The sequence below is a fragment of the Hydrogenophaga taeniospiralis CCUG 15921 genome (genome assembly GCF_001592305.1).
Taxonomy (GTDB): domain Bacteria; phylum Pseudomonadota; class Gammaproteobacteria; order Burkholderiales; family Burkholderiaceae_C; genus Hydrogenophaga; species Hydrogenophaga taeniospiralis.
Map to the genome: position 1 here is coordinate 100374 of NZ_BCWR01000012.1, position 20804 is coordinate 121177.

23 protein-coding genes are annotated in these 20804 nt (G+C 60.1%); 8 read left to right on the forward strand and 15 right to left on the reverse strand.

The window, feature by feature from the left end:
* Window positions 1-18: 18 nt before the first annotated feature.
* The 15 genes from HTA01S_RS24790 to HTA01S_RS16105 all read right to left on the reverse strand — a co-directional run bounded on the left by HTA01S_RS24790 (window position 19) and on the right by HTA01S_RS16105 (window position 12546).
* Window positions 19-393, reverse strand: a complete 375-nt coding sequence (locus tag HTA01S_RS24790) for an EamA family transporter (protein WP_084236154.1) — start codon at window positions 391-393, stop codon at window positions 19-21.
* On the reverse strand, window positions 393-1316 hold the full coding sequence (locus tag HTA01S_RS24795) for a glycoside hydrolase family protein (RefSeq protein WP_084236155.1): 924 nt from the start codon (window positions 1314-1316) through the stop codon (window positions 393-395). The genes HTA01S_RS24790 and HTA01S_RS24795 overlap by 1 nt, the downstream gene beginning before the upstream one ends.
* Window positions 1313-1978 (reverse strand): acetyltransferase, encoded by a 666-nt coding sequence (locus HTA01S_RS24800; protein WP_084236156.1) that lies wholly within the window; start codon window positions 1976-1978, stop codon window positions 1313-1315. The genes HTA01S_RS24795 and HTA01S_RS24800 overlap by 4 nt, the downstream gene beginning before the upstream one ends.
* Window positions 1975-2613 carry a class I SAM-dependent methyltransferase gene (locus HTA01S_RS16055; RefSeq protein ID WP_068173685.1) on the reverse strand — a complete coding sequence of 213 codons (639 nt, stop codon included), beginning with the start codon at window positions 2611-2613 and terminating at the stop codon, window positions 1975-1977. The genes HTA01S_RS24800 and HTA01S_RS16055 overlap by 4 nt, the downstream gene beginning before the upstream one ends.
* Window positions 2610-3059: a hypothetical protein gene (locus tag HTA01S_RS16060; protein WP_068173687.1), complete on the reverse strand. Its 450-nt coding sequence runs from the start codon at window positions 3057-3059 to the stop codon at window positions 2610-2612. Before HTA01S_RS16060 ends, HTA01S_RS16055 begins: the two co-directional genes overlap by 4 nt.
* Before the next feature lie 4 nt (window positions 3060-3063).
* A complete protein-coding gene (locus HTA01S_RS16065; protein ID WP_068173688.1) occupies window positions 3064-3999 on the reverse strand; it encodes a glycosyltransferase family 2 protein in 936 nt (311 codons plus the stop codon).
* A complete protein-coding gene (locus tag HTA01S_RS16070; RefSeq protein ID WP_068173691.1) occupies window positions 3996-4688 on the reverse strand; it encodes a WbqC family protein in 693 nt (230 codons plus the stop codon). Before HTA01S_RS16070 ends, HTA01S_RS16065 begins: the two co-directional genes overlap by 4 nt.
* Window positions 4689-4881: 193 nt before the next feature.
* Window positions 4882-6918, reverse strand: coding sequence for a hypothetical protein (locus HTA01S_RS25340; RefSeq protein WP_157572137.1), 2037 nt, complete (start codon window positions 6916-6918; stop codon window positions 4882-4884).
* Between the two features lie 223 nt (window positions 6919-7141).
* A complete protein-coding gene (locus tag HTA01S_RS26290; RefSeq protein ID WP_068173693.1) occupies window positions 7142-7420 on the reverse strand; it encodes a transposase in 279 nt (92 codons plus the stop codon).
* 50 nt (window positions 7421-7470) lie between these two features.
* Window positions 7471-8583, reverse strand: coding sequence for an alpha/beta fold hydrolase (locus HTA01S_RS24805; protein ID WP_084236157.1), 1113 nt, complete (start codon window positions 8581-8583; stop codon window positions 7471-7473).
* 253 nt (window positions 8584-8836) lie between these two features.
* Entirely contained in the window at window positions 8837-9253 is a 417-nt protein-coding gene (locus HTA01S_RS16085; RefSeq protein ID WP_068173697.1) for a GFA family protein, read from the reverse strand.
* A 57-nt stretch (window positions 9254-9310) separates the two neighbouring features.
* Entirely contained in the window at window positions 9311-9775 is a 465-nt protein-coding gene (locus HTA01S_RS16090; protein ID WP_068173699.1) for an SRPBCC family protein, read from the reverse strand.
* Complete coding sequence (locus HTA01S_RS16095; protein WP_068173701.1) at window positions 9772-10101, reverse strand: ArsR/SmtB family transcription factor; 330 nt, start codon at window positions 10099-10101, stop codon at window positions 9772-9774. The genes HTA01S_RS16090 and HTA01S_RS16095 overlap by 4 nt, the downstream gene beginning before the upstream one ends.
* Window positions 10102-10210: 109 nt before the next feature.
* Window positions 10211-11686, reverse strand: coding sequence for an aldehyde dehydrogenase (NADP(+)) (locus tag HTA01S_RS16100; protein WP_068173703.1), 1476 nt, complete (start codon window positions 11684-11686; stop codon window positions 10211-10213).
* Between the two features lie 80 nt (window positions 11687-11766).
* Entirely contained in the window at window positions 11767-12546 is a 780-nt protein-coding gene (locus HTA01S_RS16105; protein ID WP_407656117.1) for a FadR/GntR family transcriptional regulator, read from the reverse strand.
* Between the two features lie 156 nt (window positions 12547-12702).
* Between HTA01S_RS16105 and HTA01S_RS16110 the strand changes: the two genes are divergently transcribed.
* From HTA01S_RS16110 to HTA01S_RS16145, 8 genes are all read left to right on the forward strand, one after another.
* Window positions 12703-13497, forward strand: coding sequence for an NAD-dependent epimerase/dehydratase family protein (locus tag HTA01S_RS16110; RefSeq protein WP_084236158.1), 795 nt, complete (start codon window positions 12703-12705; stop codon window positions 13495-13497).
* Window positions 13498-13597: 100 nt separating this feature from the next.
* Window positions 13598-14506, forward strand: coding sequence for an SMP-30/gluconolactonase/LRE family protein (locus HTA01S_RS16115; RefSeq protein WP_068173707.1), 909 nt, complete (start codon window positions 13598-13600; stop codon window positions 14504-14506).
* Window positions 14507-14556: 50 nt separating this feature from the next.
* Complete coding sequence (locus HTA01S_RS16120; protein WP_068173709.1) at window positions 14557-15531, forward strand: TRAP transporter substrate-binding protein; 975 nt, start codon at window positions 14557-14559, stop codon at window positions 15529-15531.
* A 122-nt stretch (window positions 15532-15653) separates the two neighbouring features.
* Window positions 15654-16199, forward strand: coding sequence for a TRAP transporter small permease (locus HTA01S_RS16125; protein WP_068173711.1), 546 nt, complete (start codon window positions 15654-15656; stop codon window positions 16197-16199).
* Window positions 16199-17485, forward strand: a complete 1287-nt coding sequence (locus tag HTA01S_RS16130; protein ID WP_068173714.1) for a TRAP transporter large permease — start codon at window positions 16199-16201, stop codon at window positions 17483-17485. Before HTA01S_RS16125 ends, HTA01S_RS16130 begins: the two co-directional genes overlap by 1 nt.
* Window positions 17486-17498: 13 nt before the next feature.
* Window positions 17499-18791: a glucarate dehydratase family protein gene (locus HTA01S_RS16135; RefSeq protein ID WP_068173716.1), complete on the forward strand. Its 1293-nt coding sequence runs from the start codon at window positions 17499-17501 to the stop codon at window positions 18789-18791.
* A 40-nt stretch (window positions 18792-18831) separates the two neighbouring features.
* Window positions 18832-19749, forward strand: a complete 918-nt coding sequence (gene kdgD, locus HTA01S_RS16140; RefSeq protein ID WP_068173718.1) for a 5-dehydro-4-deoxyglucarate dehydratase — start codon at window positions 18832-18834, stop codon at window positions 19747-19749.
* A 29-nt stretch (window positions 19750-19778) separates the two neighbouring features.
* Window positions 19779-20738, forward strand: coding sequence for a Bug family tripartite tricarboxylate transporter substrate binding protein (locus HTA01S_RS16145; RefSeq protein WP_068173720.1), 960 nt, complete (start codon window positions 19779-19781; stop codon window positions 20736-20738).
* Window positions 20739-20804 lie beyond the last annotated feature (66 nt).

Below are 20804 nucleotides of genomic sequence, written 5' to 3' on the forward strand. Positions count from 1 at the left end.
TTGTAATTTGCCCCATTTTCAACCTCTCGAAATCACGACAACCCCAACAACGACCAAAGCACTGCCAATCAACTTGGTCACACTCAAGGTCTCGTTGAACAAGAAGAATGCTGCAACCAAAACCAAAATATAGTTCAAGCTCACAAAAGGATAGGCATAGCTGATTTCAAATTTGGTCATTGCAAGCATCCACGAAACGCCTGCCAAAAATGTTGCAACTATCCCGGAAAGCACCCAAGGGGTAAATAATAAGTTGATAACATAACTTGCCTTACCGGATGTATCAACGGGTAATGGACCAGCAGCCATGACTTGCCAACGCATCACAAGCTGGCTATAAACGGTGAAAATTATGGTGGCAAAAATAAAAAAATGATCAACAATTCGTGCCATCAATCATTCTCCATGACAGCCAAGCCAAAGCCAGTTTTCCCATATCCATTGCCGTTGTAAATCATGTATCGAACTCCGGCATGATCAAACACAAAAGGATACTCAATCATTTCGGAATCCCAGCCACTGTCTGAAACCGAGATCCCTGCCATCTCCAGATCGAGTGTCCAGCTCAATCCGTCGGTGCTTTTGGCATAGCCGATGCGGTATTTTTCTCCTGATCCGCTTCGGTAAGAGAACCACATTTCAAAACCGCCCTGCTTGCACGTCATGACGGTAGGCCTTGAAAAGGCCTGAGCACGTCCAAGCTCGTACGGCACAGCCAAACCGCGCCGATGCCAGTGATGACCGTCATCAGAAGACGCATGCTGGATGATGTGCAACATCTCGCCATTTCCCGCGTCCCAAGCTCGCGTGGATCCGTACCACATATTGAAGCCGCCCAGTGGTTTTTCCAGCACCCAAGGATAGGACAAACTGATCGGATCAGTTGAATCGTTGCCCATGAAAGGCTCTGGATTTTCCAGCTCTAGAGAGAGCGCTGGGGTCACGATCAGCCGGCCGATATCACCACGCCAATGTCCATTTACAGGGGCTTGCCATCCCATGAACAACATGTATCGAATATCATCCACTTCGTAACAGTTGCCAATACTCACTCCATCAGCAAAAAAACTACCGATGGGTCCATGTTCAAAAAACGGATGGTAATGCTCAACGATCACTTTCCGCTGGACGATGTCGACATCGACCGCACCGACAGATGAGCGATTGTTTTCATCGCGCCCACTGAAAAACACACGGTAAACATCATTTCCCATGTGGACGGCCAAAGGATTTGCCGCATGTGAGTTCAGTTTTGGATGCTGAGCCTTTAAAGTTGGATCATAAAGTTGACCTAGCTTTTTCCAGTATTGGGTCATATACCTCTTAGCCTTCCACTAGGAACCTTTGAACGTTCGGTGGCCACACCAATGTACACGCCCTCTGGCTCAGCATCGCCGAGCAACAAAGACCCAGCACCAACCACACAGCGACCACCAACTTTGATGTGATCTCGGAGCGTGGCATTCACTCCAATAAAACATTGCTCGCCAATTAGCACACCGCCTGAGACGACCACATGCGACGCAATGAAGGAGTGATCATGAATAACTGAGTGATGACCAATATGATTGCCACTCCACATGGTCACATTATTGCCAATCTTTACAAATGGTTGAATCGTGTTGTCCTCCAGAATAAAGCAGTTTTCTCCGATGCACCCATTATTTAGCACTGATGCACGAGAGCTTATGTAGCTCACAAGCCGATATCCTTTTTCTTTTGCCGCAAGAAACTTCTCCTTGCGAATGGCATTCAGCTTTGAATAGCTCAACGCAACAAAAAAAGCACAGCTTTCCGGTGGATATTTGTCGGCAACATCCTCAAATGCAACAACAGGCAGCCCACAAAATTCGGGTGCTTGGATGTAGCTTGCATCGACAGTGAAGGCGATCACTTCATATTCAGAGTCAGTGCTGAAATAATAATGCGCCAGTTGTGCGATATCACCAGAACCGAAGATTACAAGTGACTTTTTCATGGCGTTTTCCTGACCAAGATGGTGAACTCATACAACCCGTAATCGTGCAGCAGCGCAACTTGCTTGGCATAGCGTCGCTTGCACAAGTCGAATAATCGGCAAGGGTCAGCGTAGTAGAGGTAATCGCGCTTCTTGTCCTCGTCGGAATAGGAGGTCAGGCAATTGAACGAGAATCCAAGCATGCTCGTCCGATCCAGGACATCCAGTGTGCGCTGCAAGTGGTCATACCATTCGGCATCTGTTCGCCCCAGCCGCACATTGAAGATGCCGCTGGCGACACCGTAATCGGCAACCTGATCCGGCTCCGTGGCGGTAAGGAACCGGCTTAGCGGGGTGGCAGCATGCCGTCGACCGGCCGCCCGAATCATGTCGGGGGAGACATCAACCCCCAGGTATCTGCAAGACCGCTGCTTGCTCTGAAGGTAGTCCAGTAAGGCGCCATAACCGCATCCCAGATCATTCAAGGAGAAGTCGACCGAGGCTGGCAGGACCTTGCTCAGTTGTTCAAAGCGTAGCATCTGACTCTCTGTGCCATTCCAGTCCACTCCGCCCGGTGTCTCACCGTGCTGTGCCAGCTTGTCGGTGTAGTAGCTCGCGACCTCTGAGAGGATGGTCGTGTTCGTGTCGTGACTCATATCGTGCTCCCGGAGTATCTGTACTTCTTCTGGTCGCGAGTGGACAGATATGGCTCCATCAAAAGAGGCTCCTGGTAGTTCAGGTCCGGGCACTCTCTTTGGCTTGGGGGCAGTCGCTTGGCATCCAAGTTGTCGGCGATCTTGATCTGTTGGTTTGTGCCCAGACGCATGAAAACGGAATCAACATGCATGGGCGATGCCCGGAGCGTGTGGAATTCATAGGCGCTTCGCAGACGTGTTTCGTTGTACGTTTGCACATATTCATCCCGAGTCGGGTTGAACGCTTCGATCGGGTGCGCCAGTTCGTCTGAGGAATAGCCAGAGCTGAGAGTGGCATCGCCGAGCCGCCCGACCTGTTCGGCAATCTCATCCAGTTCAGATGCAGGCTTGTCCAGCAGAAGCGCTCCGTAGCTTGCATCAGGGATGGAGTTGATGTCCGTCGTCATGTGATCACTCCGTTTCAGATGCGCTTCGGTAGATCTGACGAATGATGGTGTAGGGGCGTTGTTTCACCTCAGAGAAGATCTTGGAAATATATATGCCCTGCACCCCCAGGAAGAAAATGATCAATCCAGCAAACAGCCAGACAGATGCAATAAGTGAGGTGTAGCCGCCAGGCGGCGCTGAGATGAAGAAGTAGCGAATAAAAAGATATGCAATGAACAGTAACGCAGAAGCCGAAATAAGCAAGCCCGAATAAAACGTATAGACGAGTGGCAGGCTGCTGAAAGAGGTTATTGCATTGATCAGGTGGCTGAATTTTCCCGACAAGGTATAGGTGGTCGGACTGGTAGAGTGCTTGCGAACGTTCTGCGTCGATTGTTTGAACCCCGTGATGATCCAAAGACCACCAATGTTCAGGTCTCGTTCCTGGTGGCTCAGCAAGGCTTGCACATACCGCCGGGTCATGAGCCGGGCAGTGACGATGTTGTTGGGCTGATTGATGCCGGTCAGCATGCGGAACAGTTTGTAGTAGGCACGGCCCGTTAGGCGTTCAAATGCGTCGCCTTTGCGCTCTCCCTGGACGCCATAGATCACATCGCATCCTTCATTCTGCATCTGCTGGCTGAATGGATTCAACCACTCGGGCTCTTCCTCGAGATCGCTATCTATCAGAAATACACGCTGACCTCTAGACTGTGCCAAACCAGTCATCATTGCTTTATGATGACCGAAGTTGCGCGACAAATCGACGACGACAACACGTGCGTCACTTTGAGCAAGTTCTACAGCCAACTCCAGACTGGCATCCGGTGAGCCATCGTTGACGAATACAATTTCGTAATCATCTTGAACCAACTGCTGTGCAGCAGCGCTTGCCCTCCGGTAAAACGTATGAATATAGGGGGCCGATTGGTAAAGCGTTGCAACGATTGACAGCTTCATCGTACGTACCTCATATATTTTGGAGAATCATTGCCACAGTTGAATAGCAGATCAAGGATCGTAACACCATGCGAAAATTCACCCCAAAGTTGAGGATATTCCGAGTAACCTGAATAATCAAACCAAGTGAGTTTGATCCCTTTCTCGGTAAAAATCTCTTCCTCTATATATTCTTTAGCCGCTGGACCAGAGATGTACTCCGTACCCCCCGCCTGTGCACAGAGACCAGCAAGACGCTCTGTCTTTCCGTCCGGCAATGTGTAGTCCCACGAATTCTTGATCGTGGTCTTGATTTCCAGATACTTGCAGATGGCTTCGATAAGATGACGGTTCAGTTGTGAAATGTGGGTAAAGAGTCCTTCAGCGTAAATGGGCTCTAACCATGCGGCAATTTCAGTGAAGCAGGGCGCGCGACGATAGTTCTGCACCAGTGCCTTCCAATGCGTGGTCGCCCACTCGGCACCGTCGATTTCGGTGTCGCAGATCTTCTGGTGAAATTTCCCCTTTACCAGTACAGGAACGGTGAGCCATTGAACACCTTGGGGTGTTTTAATCAGATTCCGGTTGCGCCAGTCGCGCTTTGTATATTGCATGTCGTCGTAGAGAATGAACTCATCCACAGCGGCGATCATGTCGAAATAGCCCTTCCAGGGGATGTAGTTGGACTGAACGACGGCAACTTTTCTCAAAACTCATCCTTCACTTTTAAAAGTCAGAAATCACAGAGTGACTCTAATGGTAGTGGCAGTAATTTTTCAGACACTCAGGATGCATCAAGAGATAAGTCAATGCGTGTTTCTGTCAACATTTTGTCGGAAATTGACTGGAGCCAATATCTTTGATTAATAAGTAAAAGGCTACGCATCCTGTCACAAGACCGGGTTAATCAGGAAGTCGTTGAATGGCGTAGCCCCTAAAGGTCACATGCTCAGTCCCTAAAGCCCACACACGAAACTCCAGGGTATTCTCTTCTTCAAGCGTAAAAACAATCTCTTGAGGCGCGTCACTTTCCAATAAAAACTTCTCCCCAAATATCTTTTGATCCAATCCTCCGGCAACATCAATTCGCACAGCCCCATCCGGATTATGGTCTGCAAGCACATCAAAAGTAACTCTATACCTACCCGGTTTCACCGGTAAGTATGGGCCGTAGTGCAATGCGCCCACCTCACCTCTATTTGCGATCAGTATGTAACCTTTCCCTGCGTCCTGCTTCTGCAGATGGCCGACATTTTTGAGCGCGCGCTCGGTTAGAGGAAATCTGCTGAGCTCTTCGTAGCGAGTGTCCCATCCTGGGAGGAGGCGCGCAATGTTCACGGGAAAAACAAATATTAGGAATCCATCTATGCGATGCAATTCTTCGTACATTACACCCAACTGCTCCATCAGCCGCCAATTCACCAATTCAACTTCGTTTTCACGAAGCAATAAAAAAGTCTTTCCCTGCCAAACCGCAGGACGGTACCATCGATCGGATGACAGATGCCTCATTGGTATTGGCAAGCCATTATTTAACCGAATCTGGCGAACTTTGGATTTTTCATTGGAAATTACGGTTAATGCACCTGCATTCCAATAGCTCGCATAGCCATAACGCAGATTCTTTTCAGACAGAAAAGCGACCAGACTTTTTTTGCGAGGATTAATTTGCCCTGGCTGAGCAAGGGTCTCAGAGTTTAAAGTGGCCAGGCGATACGTATTGTAAGCACTTGACGCAAAGACGAGCAGCACCAGTGAAATGGATATCATCCAAATTGGTGGACTAGACCATCGCAATTCAGACACCAATAAGATAATGAAACATAACATCATGCCGGGAACCATATACCGCGAACTCTGGATAGGATCGTTCATATCCGGAATCGTCGTCATGATCTGAAGGTACAACGTGAGCAATAAGGAGGAAGCCGCGAATAAAGCGAAGAATTTCAGGGTGTCGCTGCGATTACTCACCGCTCTCGATATTGCTATTGGCATCAGCACTAGGACCAAGCTCGCAACGCCAAAACGCATGCCAGCATAAAGACCTCCTATAGAAAATAGAGGTGCATCCGTCAGAGGCAGTCCTCCAAGTTGGGCATACACGCCTTTCAAGCTTAGTGTGACATTTCTTATAATGAGCTCATACGATAGCCAACGAGCATTGGATACGCCCACTATATTATTAACGTCTGAGATGGTCGCCATATGCAACACGCTCCCAACTGCCGCACCGATCAATCCAAGACCAGCAAGTTTAAAAAAACTGCGCCAATTGGAAGCGGCGCTTGATGAAATCAACCAAGCCAGGGAAATAAAAAGCGGAAGACTGTATGTGACAACTGCGCGCTTCGGATTGGCCCAATAGACCAATGAAAACAGGATGACCAGCAGCAAGGACCATCTAAGTTTTTTCGTGTCATTGGAAGATAGATACTTTGAAGCAAAATAAACCAAATAACAGCAAAGAAGCAGGACCACGCCGTAGCTGACTTGACCGTATAAATTTTCAGCAATGATGCTGGAGATACCGGATGCAAATACCGCTACTACTGCTATTCTGCGCCAAGCTGATATTGGGGCAAGGCCGGTTAACAGCCAGACACCATGCAGAATCAGACCAGAAAATACAGCACCGGAAATTGCGTGGGCGGTAAATCCTGCCGGCATGAATGCCAGCAAAGGTATTATAAATATATGCCCAAAGACGACAAATAAATCGCTATTGACGTGATTCCATTCTCTTGGGAAATAGCTTTTGGTTTCATATATCTCTCTGGCCAATAGCACCTTTGCCGCGCTGTCTGAATGGAAGTTGGCTTGATAACCAACAAAGACATACCAAAATAGAAATGCTGTATTTACGAGCAGCAAGGCAAACATTAATATGTTTAAGATTTTAAGCAAACCTTGTTTTTTCAGCACGAAAAATTCATTCATGAAACGTCAAGTCTTTGATGCGCGGTTAATAAGTTGATTTCATCTACTTTGATTACTTCAAAGCATGAAATTCGATTCTAGGGAGCGGAGGAAGGTCTGCGCACACCCGTCGACGCGTGAGTTGAGGTGTGCAATTTCAGACGCCGGTGAATTCTGGGCTTCGTCTGGCGTTTCAAGGCCAATGCCCCCTTGTGCTGCATCCCTATTGCCGTATTCGGGGCACTCATGCACTGAACTCCTGCAAGAGCATTCGGCGGGCCATCCAAAGGTTGGACAGCGCGAACAGTGGATGGAGTTGCACCGTGTTCTTGATCGGCCCCCGGTAGCCCACTTTCACATGTTTGAAGTGGCGCTGGATCACACGAAACGGATGTTCGACCGCGGGCCGACGGCGCACCGTGGCGGAGCGGTTGAACCACTGCTGTACGTTGAGGACCTCGCGCTTGCTCGTCCTCTTGGTATTGCGCTCGAATCCGCTCTCGCTCAGGCTCTTTTTTTTCATGGCGCCAACGTCGTACTTTTTGTGGCAGCGGGAGGTCTTGCAGACATCCCCTAACGCTTCAGTTCAACGGTCCGTGCAGCTTTTTGCCCGGAGCCGGTGGAATGATGGACCAAGTTTTCAGTGCCCGGTTTCAGAGCAAGGGGTTTCAAAAATTCGCTCACAGCACTGACAAACTCATCAGCTTGATCATGCATGATGAAGTGCCCACTGTTCCTGACAATGATATGAAGTGATTTGCTGGATAGGAGGGCCAGATCATTCTGCTCAGCCTGTTTAATTCGGGCAAGCTCCTTTTCCGCTTCAATATTCTTGCCCAATCTCTCCGCTTCACGCTCGACCAGCTTTGGATCTATAAGATTGCCAGCGGTCAGGGTCAATAAGGGAAGCGCGCCTAAGCTGCCAGGAGGAGGTGTGGATGGATCAAGCCCGCGGCGCATGACGGTAATTTCATTGACAACCGCACGAGCGGTATCGGTGCGGTTCTGGACAGCCGTTTTCGCCATCAGAACTTCAGCTGGCAGAGGAGAAGGATGCTGGTCGGCATTGGCAACCCCCATCAACCTAACGAGACCGACACGTGCCAATGGCTCGGCAACGGCAATGAGCACGGCCTGTTTCCGATAGTCCCAAGCGGCATGGTGATACTGATGCATGGGGCCTTGTTCATGGGCCGAATCAACAAGAACGAGGCCCTGCGTCTCTTCAGGAAACTGATGATAGAAAGCGCGAACATATATTCCGCCACGGGAATGACCAACCAAGACATAAGGCGGAGGAATGTCCGCTCTATTCAACAATGCATGCAGGTTTTTGGCTACATGCTCAGGCTCGATTGGGCTATCTATCAGATCACTCCAGCCAGGTCCAGGACGATCATAGGAGCAAACGCGCATGTGCTGCGCAAGCCTGGATTGAACCGGATACCAACTCAAAGAGCTTTCCCCAAGTCCTGCTTCAAGAATGAGCGTTGGAACACCGGAGCCCATGCAGTTAAGGTGAAAATTCACACCATTCACTGGAATCATGCACCCTGGAGGTGGGAACGTAGTTAAATCTGCCGCCGTTCTTTCGGATTGATAGACTGCTCCTGCCAACACGGCAGAGAATGCCATTCCCAAGGCGAATATGAAAAAGCGAAATCCCCGCGATGAAATGAATTTCATGACGCCCGACGTTTGAGCTGTGAAAGAACCTCATCGCCAGCCATTGGCTGACGCATAAGCAGGATCTTATAGATTGCCATGGCGCTGAGCCCTCCTGATGTTGTTTTCGGCTGATCGGTTCGCTCCATCGGGCCGCTGGCGCTCATTCTGGCACCGAAAGACTCGCCGATCCCTCCCGCCACTTGATGTTCAGCCGCCACTGCGCCCATCTCGTGCTGGCCGAGCAGCAGCGGCTGCCCAGCCGCACGCCGGTTCACATGGGTGGCATCTTGTCGACTACAGGCAGCGCCGGGTCGAGCCGGTCCCAGGGCAGGCCGCTCACACCATAGGTCGCCAGCTGGGGTTGGAAGCGCGCGGGGTCGTCCAAGCTGGCGGCGTGGACCGTGAAGATGCCCGGCATGGCGGCAAACCTCAGGTAGACCGGCGAGCCGCAGTGGGGGCAGAAGGCCTGGTGCTTCACGTTGCCGCTGTCGGCCACGACCGCCCATTCGCGGGCCTCGCCCTGGAGCGTCACCCGCTCCCTGGAGGGGAAGGTCAGGTAAGACCCGTGTCCGGTGCCGCTCTTGCGCTGGCAGTCGCGGCACTGGCAGTGGTTGGAGAACACCGGTTCGTCCGGGATTTCATAACGGATGGCGCCGCAGGCGCATCCGCCGGTGTAGGGCTGGTTCATGGGTTGGTCCTTTCCAGGCGGTGAACGTGGGGGGATGGGTCAGAGGCTGAGAGTTTTTCAGTGCAGCTCGCGCGACAGCGTGTCCACGTTGTGCACCACGTGCTTCCAGCCCTCGCTCATCTTCTGGAAGGCCACGTCGTTCTTTCGGGGAACGAAGCCGGCGTGCACGAGGCGAAGGCGCGTGCCGCCCGCCACGGGCGTCAGGGTCCAGGTGACCACGGTGTCCAGGGGCGCGCCATAGCCCGCGTTGGTCTCGTGCCCGCCCTTCCAGCTGTAGACCAGGCGTTCGTTGGACACCACGTCCAGCACCTGCAGGTGGATGACCCCGTCCCACGCGCCGGCCGGTGTGGTCTGGAAGGTGAATGCCTTGCCCTTCACCGGCTCGAAGCCCGTGGGCACCATCAGCCAGCGGCCCATCAGCTCGCTGCTGGTCAGGGTCTTCCAGAGGGTGGCCGGCGTGTGGGGCAGGACTTCGTCGACCACGATGTCCTGGGTTTGCGGTGTCAGGGCGGCGTCGTTCATGGATCGATCTCCTTCAAAAGGGTGCGCAGGTGGGTGAAGCGCTCGCGCCAGAAGACGCCGTAATGGCTCATCCAGTCCACAAGCGGCGCGAGCCCGTTCGGCTCGGCTCGGTAGAAGACGTTGCGCCCCTCGGGCCGCTCGGCCACCAGGCCGGCCTGCTTCAGGGACTTGAGGTGCTGGGAGATCGCGCCCTGCGTGACGCCGCTTCCCCGCGTCAGCTCGGCCACGGTGATCTCCTGCGAGCCGACGATGCGCTCGAACACGGCCCGCCGGGTCGGGTCGGCGAGGGTGCGCATGACGGCATTGATGGCGGCGGGTTCTGGCATGGGAAAAATATTAGCCATTACTCATCAATTAGTCAATACTAATTTTTTAGACAACAAAAAAGGCGCCCCGTTGGGCGCCTGGGCAGCGTACGCGCTGGGGGGGGGCCGCTCAGCAGGGCACGCCGTGGCGCGCGAGCAGCCAGGCGGGGGCATCCTGCAGGCAGATCGGGCGCAGGAAGCGGTCGAGCGCGGCGTCGCCCACCGAGGTGGTCATGGGGGCGCTGGACGCTGGCCAAGGGCCGCCGTGCTGCTGGGCGGCGGTCACGGCCACGCCGGTGGGCACGCCGGAGAACAGCACGCGCCCGGCGATGGCGGTGGCCGCGCGCACCAGGGCTTGGTTCTCGGGGGTGTCGTCGTCCGCGCCCCACAGCGTCACGGTGAGGCTACCGCCCACCGCGGCCAGCACCGCCAGCAGCTCGGCCTGGCTGGCCGCGCGCACGATCAGGCTGGCCGGGCCGAACACCTCTTCGCGCAGGGCCGCGCGTTCGATGAAGCGCGCCGCGCTCACCTGCAGCAGGTGCGGGCCCGGCGCGGGCGCGGCGCCCTGGGCCGCCAGCAACGCGAGCGCGCCCTGGTCCATCATCTGGCGCACACCGGCGTCGAACGCGCTCTTCATGCCGGCGGTGAGCATGGGGTGGGGTTTCTGGGCCGCGAGGGCGCGGGTGAGCTGTTCGATGAAGGCGTCGGACTCGGGGTCGTCCAGCAGCACGATCAGGCCCGGGTTGGTGCAGAACTGGCCGCAGCCCAGCGCGATGGAGCCGGCCAGCGTGGTGGCCAGTTCGGCGCCCCGGGCGGCGAGTGCCTTGGGCAGGGCCAGCACGGGGTTGATGGAGCCGAGCTCGCCGTAGAACGGGATCGGGCGCGGGCGCGCGTTGGCCTCGGCCTGCAGCGCCGCGCCACCGCGCGTGGAGCCGGTGAAGGCGCCGGCGGCGATCAGCGGGTGGCGGATCAGCGCCACGCCCACGTCCACACCGGCCCCCTGCACCATGCCCACCAGCCCGGCGGGCAGGCCCTGCGCCTGGAGCACCTGCTGGATCAGGCCGAACACGCGCCGCGACAGCAGCGGGTGGCCCGGGTGGGCTTTCACCACCACGGGGCAGCCCGCGGCCAGCGCCGAAGCGGTGTCGCCGCCGAGCACGGAGAACGCGAACGGGAAGTTGCTGGCAGCGAACATGGCCACCGGCCCCAGCGGCACGCGCTGGCGCACCATGGCCGGGTGGCCCACGGGCGGCGCGCCGGCCACGGCGGGGTCGTCCAGGGTTTCGAAGGGCACGCCGCGCTCGGCCAGGTCGGCGAACCGGCGCAGTTGGAAGCAGGTGCGGTCGAGTTCACCGCTCAGGCGCACGGCACCCAGCGCGGTTTCCAGGTCGGCCCAGGGCACCAGGGCATCGCGGTCGGCCTCGAGCGCTTCGGCCAGCGCGCGCAGCAGGGCAGCGCGCTGCGCCCCGCTGCTGCTGCCCCACACCTCAAAGGCCTGGTGCGCGGCGCGCACGCTGTCGTCGATGTCCTGGCTGGACGAGGCAGACAGGGCTTCTGGATGGGGGGCGCCGGTGCGCGCGTTGAAGGATTGCAGCAGGGTGGTCATGGGGTCAGAGAAAAAAAGCGGAACGCAGGATGGTAACGAGGGTGAGGGGGTCGCGCGCAGCGCGGCGGGGGTGGTCCATATCAATCGTCCGGCCTTGAGCGACGCAGGCGCTCGCGGCTGTTGGAGAGGTGGGTGCGCATGGCCGCGCGCGCGGCGTCGGCGTCGCGTGCGCGGATCGCGTGGTAGATGGCCTCGTGTTCGTGGTGCACCCGCTGCAGGTAGGCCAGGCGGCCTTCGGGCGCGCTGTTCGCGGTGTTGACGCGGGTGCGCGGAATGATCATGGTGCCCAGGTAGGTCATGAGGTCGGCGAAATGGCGGTTGCCGGTGGCGCGCGCCACTTCCATGTGGAACTGGAAGTCGGAAGGCACGGCGTCGGAGTCGCCATGGATCGACAGCTCAAACGCCGCCAGCGCAGTGGCCATGTTCTGCAGGTGGGTGTCGTCGCGGCGCTGCGCGGCCAGGCTGGCGGCCTCGCTCTCCAGGCTGATGCGCAGCTCCAGCAGCGAGACCACGTCGGCCACGGTGGCGAAGTCTTCCGGGGCAATGCGGAAGTTGGCCTGCTCCTCGCGCGGCGCCATCACGAAGGTGCCGATGCCGTGGCGCGTTTCCACCAGGCCCGAGGCCTGCAGCCGCGAAATGGCTTCGCGCACCACGGTGCGGCTCACGTCGAAACGGCCCATCAGCTCGGACTCGGTGGGCAGCTTGTCGCCGGGGCGCAGGCGGCTTTCACGGATGTCGCTGCCCAGCGCCTCGACGATCTCGGGCACCAGCCCGCGCGGGCGGCGCGGGCGCGGAGCCACCGGCGCCGGCTCGGCGGCGGCCGGCATCAGGGCATCACCTAGGGTTTTCACGGAGAGCATTCTTTTTTCCTTGACAGGACCCACCCGGGTTCACACAATTCGTTCCAGTTGTCAGACAACGTATGACAGACAACGAAAGATCCGTGAACTGTAGCAAACCGCCGGTCGCGTGTCCAAGCCCTTCTCGAAAAATTCCCGATCTCCATGGAAACCCCTATGAAAACCCACCACAGACTGCTGCTCACCGGGGCGGCGGGCGGTTTGGGCACGGCCCTGCGCGAGCGGCTCAAGGCGAACTGCACCGTGCTGAGGTTGTCTGACAAGTCGGCCTTTGGCGAGGCCCTGCCGGGGGAAGAGATCGTGCTGGCCGATCTGGCCAACGCCGTCGAGGTGGACGCCATGGTGGCCGGCTGCGACGCCATCGTGCACCTGGGCGGCATTTCGGTGGAGGCGCCGTTCGAGGCCATCCTGCAGGCCAACATCCTGGGCGTCTACCACCTCTACGAAGCCGCCCGCAAGCACGGTGTGAAGCGCGTGGTGTTCGCCAGCTCCAACCACGTGACCGGTTTCTACAAACAGAGCGAGACCATCACCGCCGACCATCCAGCCCGGCCGGACAGCTACTACGGCGTGAGCAAGGCGTTTGGCGAAGACTTCTCGCGCTTCTACTTCGACCGCTACGGCATCGAGACCGCTTGCGTGCGCATCGGCTCCTCGTTCCCCGAGCCTCGCGACCGCCGCATGCTCGCCACCTGGCTGAGCTTTGACGACCTGCACCGCCTCATCAGCGCCTGCCTGTCCACCCCGGTTCTGGGCCACAGCATCGTGTTCGGCATGTCGGACAACGCCGTGACCTGGTGGGACAACAGCCGCGCGCGCCACATCGGCTACGTGCCGCAGGACAGCTCGGACGTGTTCCGCGAGGCGGTGTTTGCGCGCACCCCCGCACCCGACCTGAACGACCCGGCCGCGATCTACCAAGGCGGCGGCTTCGTCAAAGCAACACCATGACTTCCCCCCTGCGCCGCTTCGCGTCTTCCTCCCAGGGGGACCACACCTATGGCCTGGCAAAGCCAGTTCCGTGGTGTGTGCTGGAACAGGCACATCTTCCATGAGCGCTCATCAAGCGGAACTGGTGCTGGACGCGCGCAACGGCGTGGGCGAGAGCCCGGTCTGGGACGGCGCACGTGGCTGCCTGTGGTGGGTGGACATTCCAGGCAAGCTGCTGTGGTGCTGGAACGCCACCACCGGCGCGGCGCGCTCGTGGCCCACGCCGGAGCAGACCGGCTGCATCGCCCTGGCCGCCGGCAGCGACGCCCTGCCCCATGGCCAGTGGATCGCGGCCATGGAAAGCGGCGTGGCCCGCCTCACCCCGCAGGGCGACGGCAGCGTTGCTCAGGCGTGGATCGCCCGCGTCTCGCACCCGCAGGCCGGCATGCGCTTCAACGACGGCCGCTGCGACCGCCAGGGCCGCTTTCGCGCCGGCACCATGGTGGCCGACATGTCGCTCGCGGCGCCCTCGGGTTCCTTGTACGCGCTGGATGGCCAAGACGCGCTGCGCGGACTGGACACCGGCTTCATCACCCCCAACGGCCTGGCCTTCAGCCCCGACGGCAAGACCATGTACCTCTCGGACTCGCACCCCCAGGTGCAGACCGTCTGGGCCTTCGACTACGACACACACACCGGCACACCCCACAACCGGCGCATCTTCATCGACTTCAAGCCCCTGCCCGGCCGGCCCGATGGCGCGGCCGTGGACACCGAGGGCGGCTACTGGATCTGCGGCAACGACGCCGGCCTGGTGCACCGCTTCACGCCCGACGGCCGGCTCGACCGTTCGCTGCCCGTGCCGGTGAAAAAGCCGGCCATGTGCGCCTTCGGCGGCGCCGGGCTCGACACCTTGTTCGTCACCTCCATCCGGCCCGGCGGCGATCTCGCCGACCAGCCGTTGGCCGGTGGCGTGTTCGCACTGCGTCCGGGCTTGAGGGGCCTGGACGAGCCGCGCTGCGTCGTCTGACGCAAGCGCGGCAGCCTTCACCTCGTTCACTCAAACCCAACGGAGACATCATGAAAACGCATCGCCGACTGATCCTGAGCATGGCCATGGCCGCCCTGCTGCCCCTGAGCGCCCACGCCCAGATGGTGCTCAAGTCCCACGACACCCACCCCGCCGGCTACCCCACGGTTGCCGCGGTGGACAACATGGGCAAGAAACTGGAAGCCGCCACGCAAGGCCGCATCAAGGTGCAGATGTTCCCTGGCGCCGTGCTCGGCCAGGAAAAGGAAGCCGTGGAGCAGGTGCAGCTGGGCGCGATCCAGATGGCCCGCATTTCGCTGGGCGTGATCGGCCCGGTGGTGCCCGAGGTGGACGTGTTCAACATGCCCTTCGTGTTCCGCGACGTGGCCCACATGCGCAAGGTGATCGACGGCGCCGTGGGCGACGAGCTGCTGGCCAAGGTGACGGCCAGCCCGGCCCGCCTGGTAGCCCTGGGCTGGATGGACGGCGGTGCGCGCAGCCTCTACACCAAGAAGCCGGTGCGCACCCCCGCCGATCTGAAGGGCCAGAAGGTCCGCATGATGGGCAACCCGCTGTTCGTGGACACCATGAACGCCATGGGCGGCAACGGCATCGCCATGGCCTATGGCGAGGTCTTCACCTCGCTGCAGACCGGCGTGATCGACGGCGCGGAAAACAACCCGCCGAGCTACTTCACCGCCAACCACTACAACACCCCGGCCAAGTACTACAGCCAGACCAACCACCTGATCATTCCCGAGATCCTGGTGATGTCCAAAGTGACCTGGGACAAGCTGACCCCGGCCGACCAGGCGCTGGTGAAGAAGCTGGCCCGCGAAGCGCAGATGGAGCAGCGCGTGCTGTGGGACAAGAGCGTGGAGGAATACACCGCCAAGCTCAAGGCCGCTGGCGTCGAGTTCATCAACATCGACAACAAGCCCTTCTACGACGCCACCGCACCGGTGCGCGCCAAGTACGGCGCCAAGTTCCAGGACCTGATGCAGCGCATCGCATCCGTTAAGTAACCCCCCTGCGCCGCTGCCGCGGCTTCCCCCCGTTGGGGGGACCACACCTACGGCCTGGCAAAGCCAGTTCCGTGGTGTGTGCTGGACACGCTCGCCCTGTCACCTCTTTTCTTGAAGCTCTTATGAGTCACCACCAACCGAGCGGACATCCTCTCTCGCGCTTCCTGGACTTGATCTACCTGGCCTGCATCTGGGTCGCGGGGGCGTGCATCTTTCTGATGTCGCTCTTCATTCCCTGGGGCATCTTTTCGCGCTACGTGCTGGGCACGGGCTCGCAATGGCCGGAGCCGATTTCGATCCTGCTCATGGTGGTGTTCACCTTCCTGGGCGCGGCGGTGAGCTACCGCGCGGGCGGCCACATCGCCGTCGCCATGCTCACCGACCGCCTGCCCGCAGGCCTGCGCCACCCGCTGCGCGGCGTGGTGCATGTGCTGATGCTGACTATCAGCCTCTTCATGCTGTGGTACGGCGTGCAGCTGTGCATCGGCACCTGGGGCCAGTCCATCCCCGAGCTGCCGTGGATGCCGGTGGGATTCACCTACCTGCCGGTGCCCATCGGTGGCGCCGTGACCGCGCTGTTCGTGCTGGAACACATCTTCCTGGGTGACCAGAGCCGCCGCGCCGTGGTCACCTTCGACCACGAAGCCGCAGAAACAGGAGCCGCGTGATGGAAGCCTACATCCTGCTCGGCAGTTTCTTCGTGCTGATCCTGATCGGCACCCCCGTGGCTTACGCCATGGGCATGGCCGCCCTGATCGGCGCCTGGTATATCGACATCCCGCTGGACGCGGTGATGATCGCGATCGCCAACGGCGTCAACAAGTTCTCGTTGCTGGCCATTCCCTTCTTCGTGCTGGCCGGCGCCATCATGGCCGAGGGCGGCATGGCGCGCCGGCTGGTGGCGTTCGCCAACGTGCTGGTGGGTTTCATCCGCGGCGGCCTGTCGCTCGTGAACATCCTGGCCTCCACCTTCTTCGGCGCCATCTCGGGCTCGTCCATGGCCGACACGGCTTCGGTGGGCACCGTGCTGATTCCCGAAATGGTGAAAAAGGGCTACCCGCGCGACTTCGCCACCGCCGTCACGGTAAGCGGCTCGGTGCAGGCGATCCTGATCCCGCCCAGCCACAACGCGGTGATCTACTCGCTGGCCGCGGGTGGCACGGTGTCGATCGCGGCGCTGTTCATCGCCGGTGTGCTGCCGGGCCTGTTGCTGGGGCTGACGCTGGCCATCATGTGCCTGTTCATGGCGCGCAAACGCAACTACCCCAAGGGCGACGTGATCCCGCTGCGCCAGGCGCTCAAGACCTGCGCCGACGCGCTCTGGGGCCTGATGACGATGGTGATCATCCTGGGCGGCATCCTCTCCGGCGTGTTCACCGCCACCGAGTCGGCCTCCATCGCCGTGCTCTGGGCCTTCTTCGTCACGATGTTCATCTACCGCGACTACCGGTGGAACGAACTGCCCAAGCTGGTGCACCGCACGGTGAAGACGCTGTCCATCGTGATGATCCTGATCGCCTTTGCCGCAAGCTTCGGCTACATCATGACGCTGATGCAGATCCCGCTGCAGATCACCACCGCGCTGACCGCGCTGTCGGACAACCGCTACGTGATCCTCGCGCTCATCAACGTGCTGCTGCTGGTGCTGGGCACGCTGATGGACATGGCGCCGCTGATCCTGATCCTCACGCCGATCCTGCTGCCGGTGATCAACAGCATCGGCGTGGACCCGGTGCACTTCGGCATGATCATGATGGTCAACCTGGGCATCGGCCTGATCACGCCCCCGGTGGGCGGCGTGCTCTTCGTCGGTGCCGCCGTCGCCAAGCTGCCGATGGAACAGGTTGTCAAGGCGCTGCTGCCCTTCTTCGGCGCCCTGCTGCTGGTGCTGATTGCCGTCACCTACGTCCCGGCGCTGTCGCTGTGGCTGCCGCAGACCGTGCTGAGCCGCTGAGAGGACACCCGTCATGACCTCCCACGCCATCCGCCACGTCCGCGTGACGCCCATCGCGTTCCGCGACCCGCCGCTGCTCAACGCGGCCGGCATCCACGAACCCTGGGCCCTGCGCTCCATCATCGAGATCGAAACCGACTCGGGCCTCATCGGCATCAACGAGAGCTACGGCGACCTGCCCATGCTCGACGCGCTGGCCCAGGCCGCGCCCGCGCTCACGGGGCTCTCGCCCTGGGCGCTCAACGAGATGGAGACCCGCGTCGCCGCGCTCGTGGCGCCGAAGCAGACCACCGCTTCGGAGTTCCTGGGCACGCAGATTTCGCTGGCGCCTGGCACACACGTTTCCAAGACCGTGGCCAAGGTGATCAGCGCGTTCGAAGTCGCCATGATGGACCTGCAAGGCCAGCTGGCGAACGCGCCGGTGGTGGACCTGCTGGGCGGCGCGGCGCGCCCGGCCGTGCCCTTCAGCGCCTACCTGTTCTTCAAATACGCCGAGCACATCGACCAACCCTACGCGCCCGACCCCTGGGGCGAGGCGCTCACGCCCGAGCAACTGGTGGCGCAGGCGCGCCGCATGATCGACCAATACGGCTTCAAGAGCATCAAGCTCAAGGCCGGTGCGCTGCCGCCGGAGCAGGAAGTGGCCGGTCTGCTGGCCCTGGCCCAGGCCTTCCCGGGTGCGCCGCTGCGCATCGACCCCAACGGCAACTGGAGCGTGCCCACCAGCCTGCAGGTGGTGGAGCAGCTGCGCGGCGTGCTGGAGTACTACGAAGACCCGGCCCCGGGGCTGGACGGCATGGCCGCCGTGGCGAAGGCCTGCGAGGTGCCGCTGGCCACCAACATGGTGGTGACCGACCTGAAGGAATTCCGCCGCAACGCCGAGATGGGCTGCCCGGTGAAGATCGTGCTGAGTGACCACCACTACTGGGGCGGCCTGCGCGCCACGCAACGCCTGGCGCTGATGTGCGAGACCTTCGGCCTGGGCCTGTCCATGCACTCGAACTCGCACCTCGGTATCAGCCTCATGGCCATGACCCACCTGGCCGCCTCGGTGCCGCAGCTCTCCTACGCCTGCGACACGCACTACCCCTGGCAGGACGACGAGGTGGTGCAAGGCGGGCGCCTGCGCTTTGAAGATGGCAGCCTGCGCGTGACGACCACACCCGGCCTGGGCGTGCGGATCGACCGTGAGGCCCTGGCCCGCCTGCACGACAACTACCTGAACACGAGCATCCGCAACCGCGACGACCTGGCGCAGATGCGCCGGTACGACCCCTCATTCACCGGCCGGCAGCCGAGGTATTGAGATGTCCCCCATTTCTTTCACTCACACGAAAGCACGCACCATGCAATACACCCCGCAAGACCTCAAGCAAGTCATGTCCTCCGGACTGCTGTCCTTCCCGCTGACCGACTTCGACGCCAACGGCGACTTCAACGCCCGGGCCTACGCCGAACGCCTGGAGTGGCTCGCCCCCTACGGCGCCACCGCGCTGTTCGCCGCGGGAGGCACGGGCGAGTTCTTCTCGCTCACCGCTGACGAGTACCCCGGCATCATCCAGACCGCGGTGGACACCTGCCGCGGCAAGGTGCCGATCATCGCGGGCGCGGGCGGCCCCACGCGCTTCGCCATCCAGTGCGCGCAGGCGGCCGAGAAGGCCGGTGCCCACGGCATCCTGCTGCTGCCGCACTACCTGACCGAAGCCTGCCAGGAAGGCCTGATAGCCCACGTGGAAGCCGTGTGCAAGAGCGTGAAGTTCGGCGTCATCGTCTACAACCGCAACGTCTGCAAGCTCACGCCCGAGTCGCTGGCCATCCTGGCCGATCGCTGCCCCAACCTGATCGGTTTCAAGGACGGCGTGGGCGACATCGAGCTCATGTCCAGCATCCACATGAAGATGGGCGAGCGCTTCGCCTACCTGGGCGGCCTGCCCACGGCCGAGGTCTACGCCGCGGCCTACAAGGCGCTGGGCACGCCCGTGTATTCGTCCGCCGTCTTCAACTTCATCCCCCGCACGGCGATGGACTTCTACGAGGCCGTGCGCAGCGACGACATGGCCACACAACACAGGCTGCTCAGGCAGTTTTTCATGCCCTACCTGCAGATCCGCAACCGGGCGCAAGGCTACGCGGTGAGCATCGTCAAGGCCGGCGCCACCCTGGTGGGCCACACGGCCGGCCCGGTGCGCGCGCCGCTGACCGAGCTCAAGCCGGTCGAACTGGAACAGCTCAAGGCGCTCATCGACGCCCTGGGACCGCAGTGAATTTCCTCAACCCACTGGAGACAAGCGCCATGAAAAAGTCCGTCATCACCCTGTTGGTGGCCGCCGCCACCAGCCTCAGCGCCTTCGCCTGGCCCGACAAGCCGGTCACGCTCGTCGTGCCCTTCCCGCCCGGTGGCTCCACCGACCTGATCGCGCGTACGCTCTCGGGCCAGTTGCCCGGGAAGCTGGGCGGCGGCGCCACGGTGGTGGTGGAAAACAAGGCCGGTGCCACCGGCACCATCGGCGCGGCGCACGTGGCGCGCGCGCCAGCCGACGGCCATACCCTGTTCGTCTCTTCGCTGGGCCCCTTCGTGATCGCACCGCACCTGTTCAAGGTGAACTACGACGCGCTCAAGGACTTCGACACCATCACCGTGGTGGTGCAGGCGCCCAACGTGCTGGTGGTGCCCGCGGCCTCGGCGCACCAGTCGGTGGCCGAAGTGATCGCCTACGTGAAGGCCAACCCGGGCAAGATGACGTTTGCTTCGTCGGGCAACGGCAGCAGCGACCACCTGACGGCGGAGCTCTTCTGGCAGCAGACCGGCACCAGCGGCGTGCACGTGCCGTACAAGGGTGGCGGCCCGGTGATGAGCGACCTGCTGGGCAACCAGGTGGAGTCGTCGTTCATGAACATCAACACCGCCATGCCGCAGATCAAGGCCGGCAAACTGCGCGCCCTGGCCATCACCAGCGCCAAGCGCTCGCCCCTGCTGCCCGACGTGCCCACGCTGGAGGAAAGCGGTGTGAAGGATGCCAACGTGCAATCCTGGCAGGCCGTGGCCGCGCCCAAGGGTCTGCCGGCCGACGTGAAGAAACGCCTGCACGAGGCCATCGTCAGCACCTTCAAGGACCCGCAGGTCAACGGCAAGCTGCTGGAGCTGGGCTTTGAACTGGTGCTCAACACCCCCGAGCAGTTCGCCGCCTTCCAGGCCACGGAGTACGCGCGCTGGCAGAAACTGATTGCCAGCCGCAACATAAAGGCGGATTAAAGGGCTCCCCCCGCGCCGCCTTCGGCGTCACCCCCCAGGGGGCGGCGCTGGCGGCCCGGCGGAGCC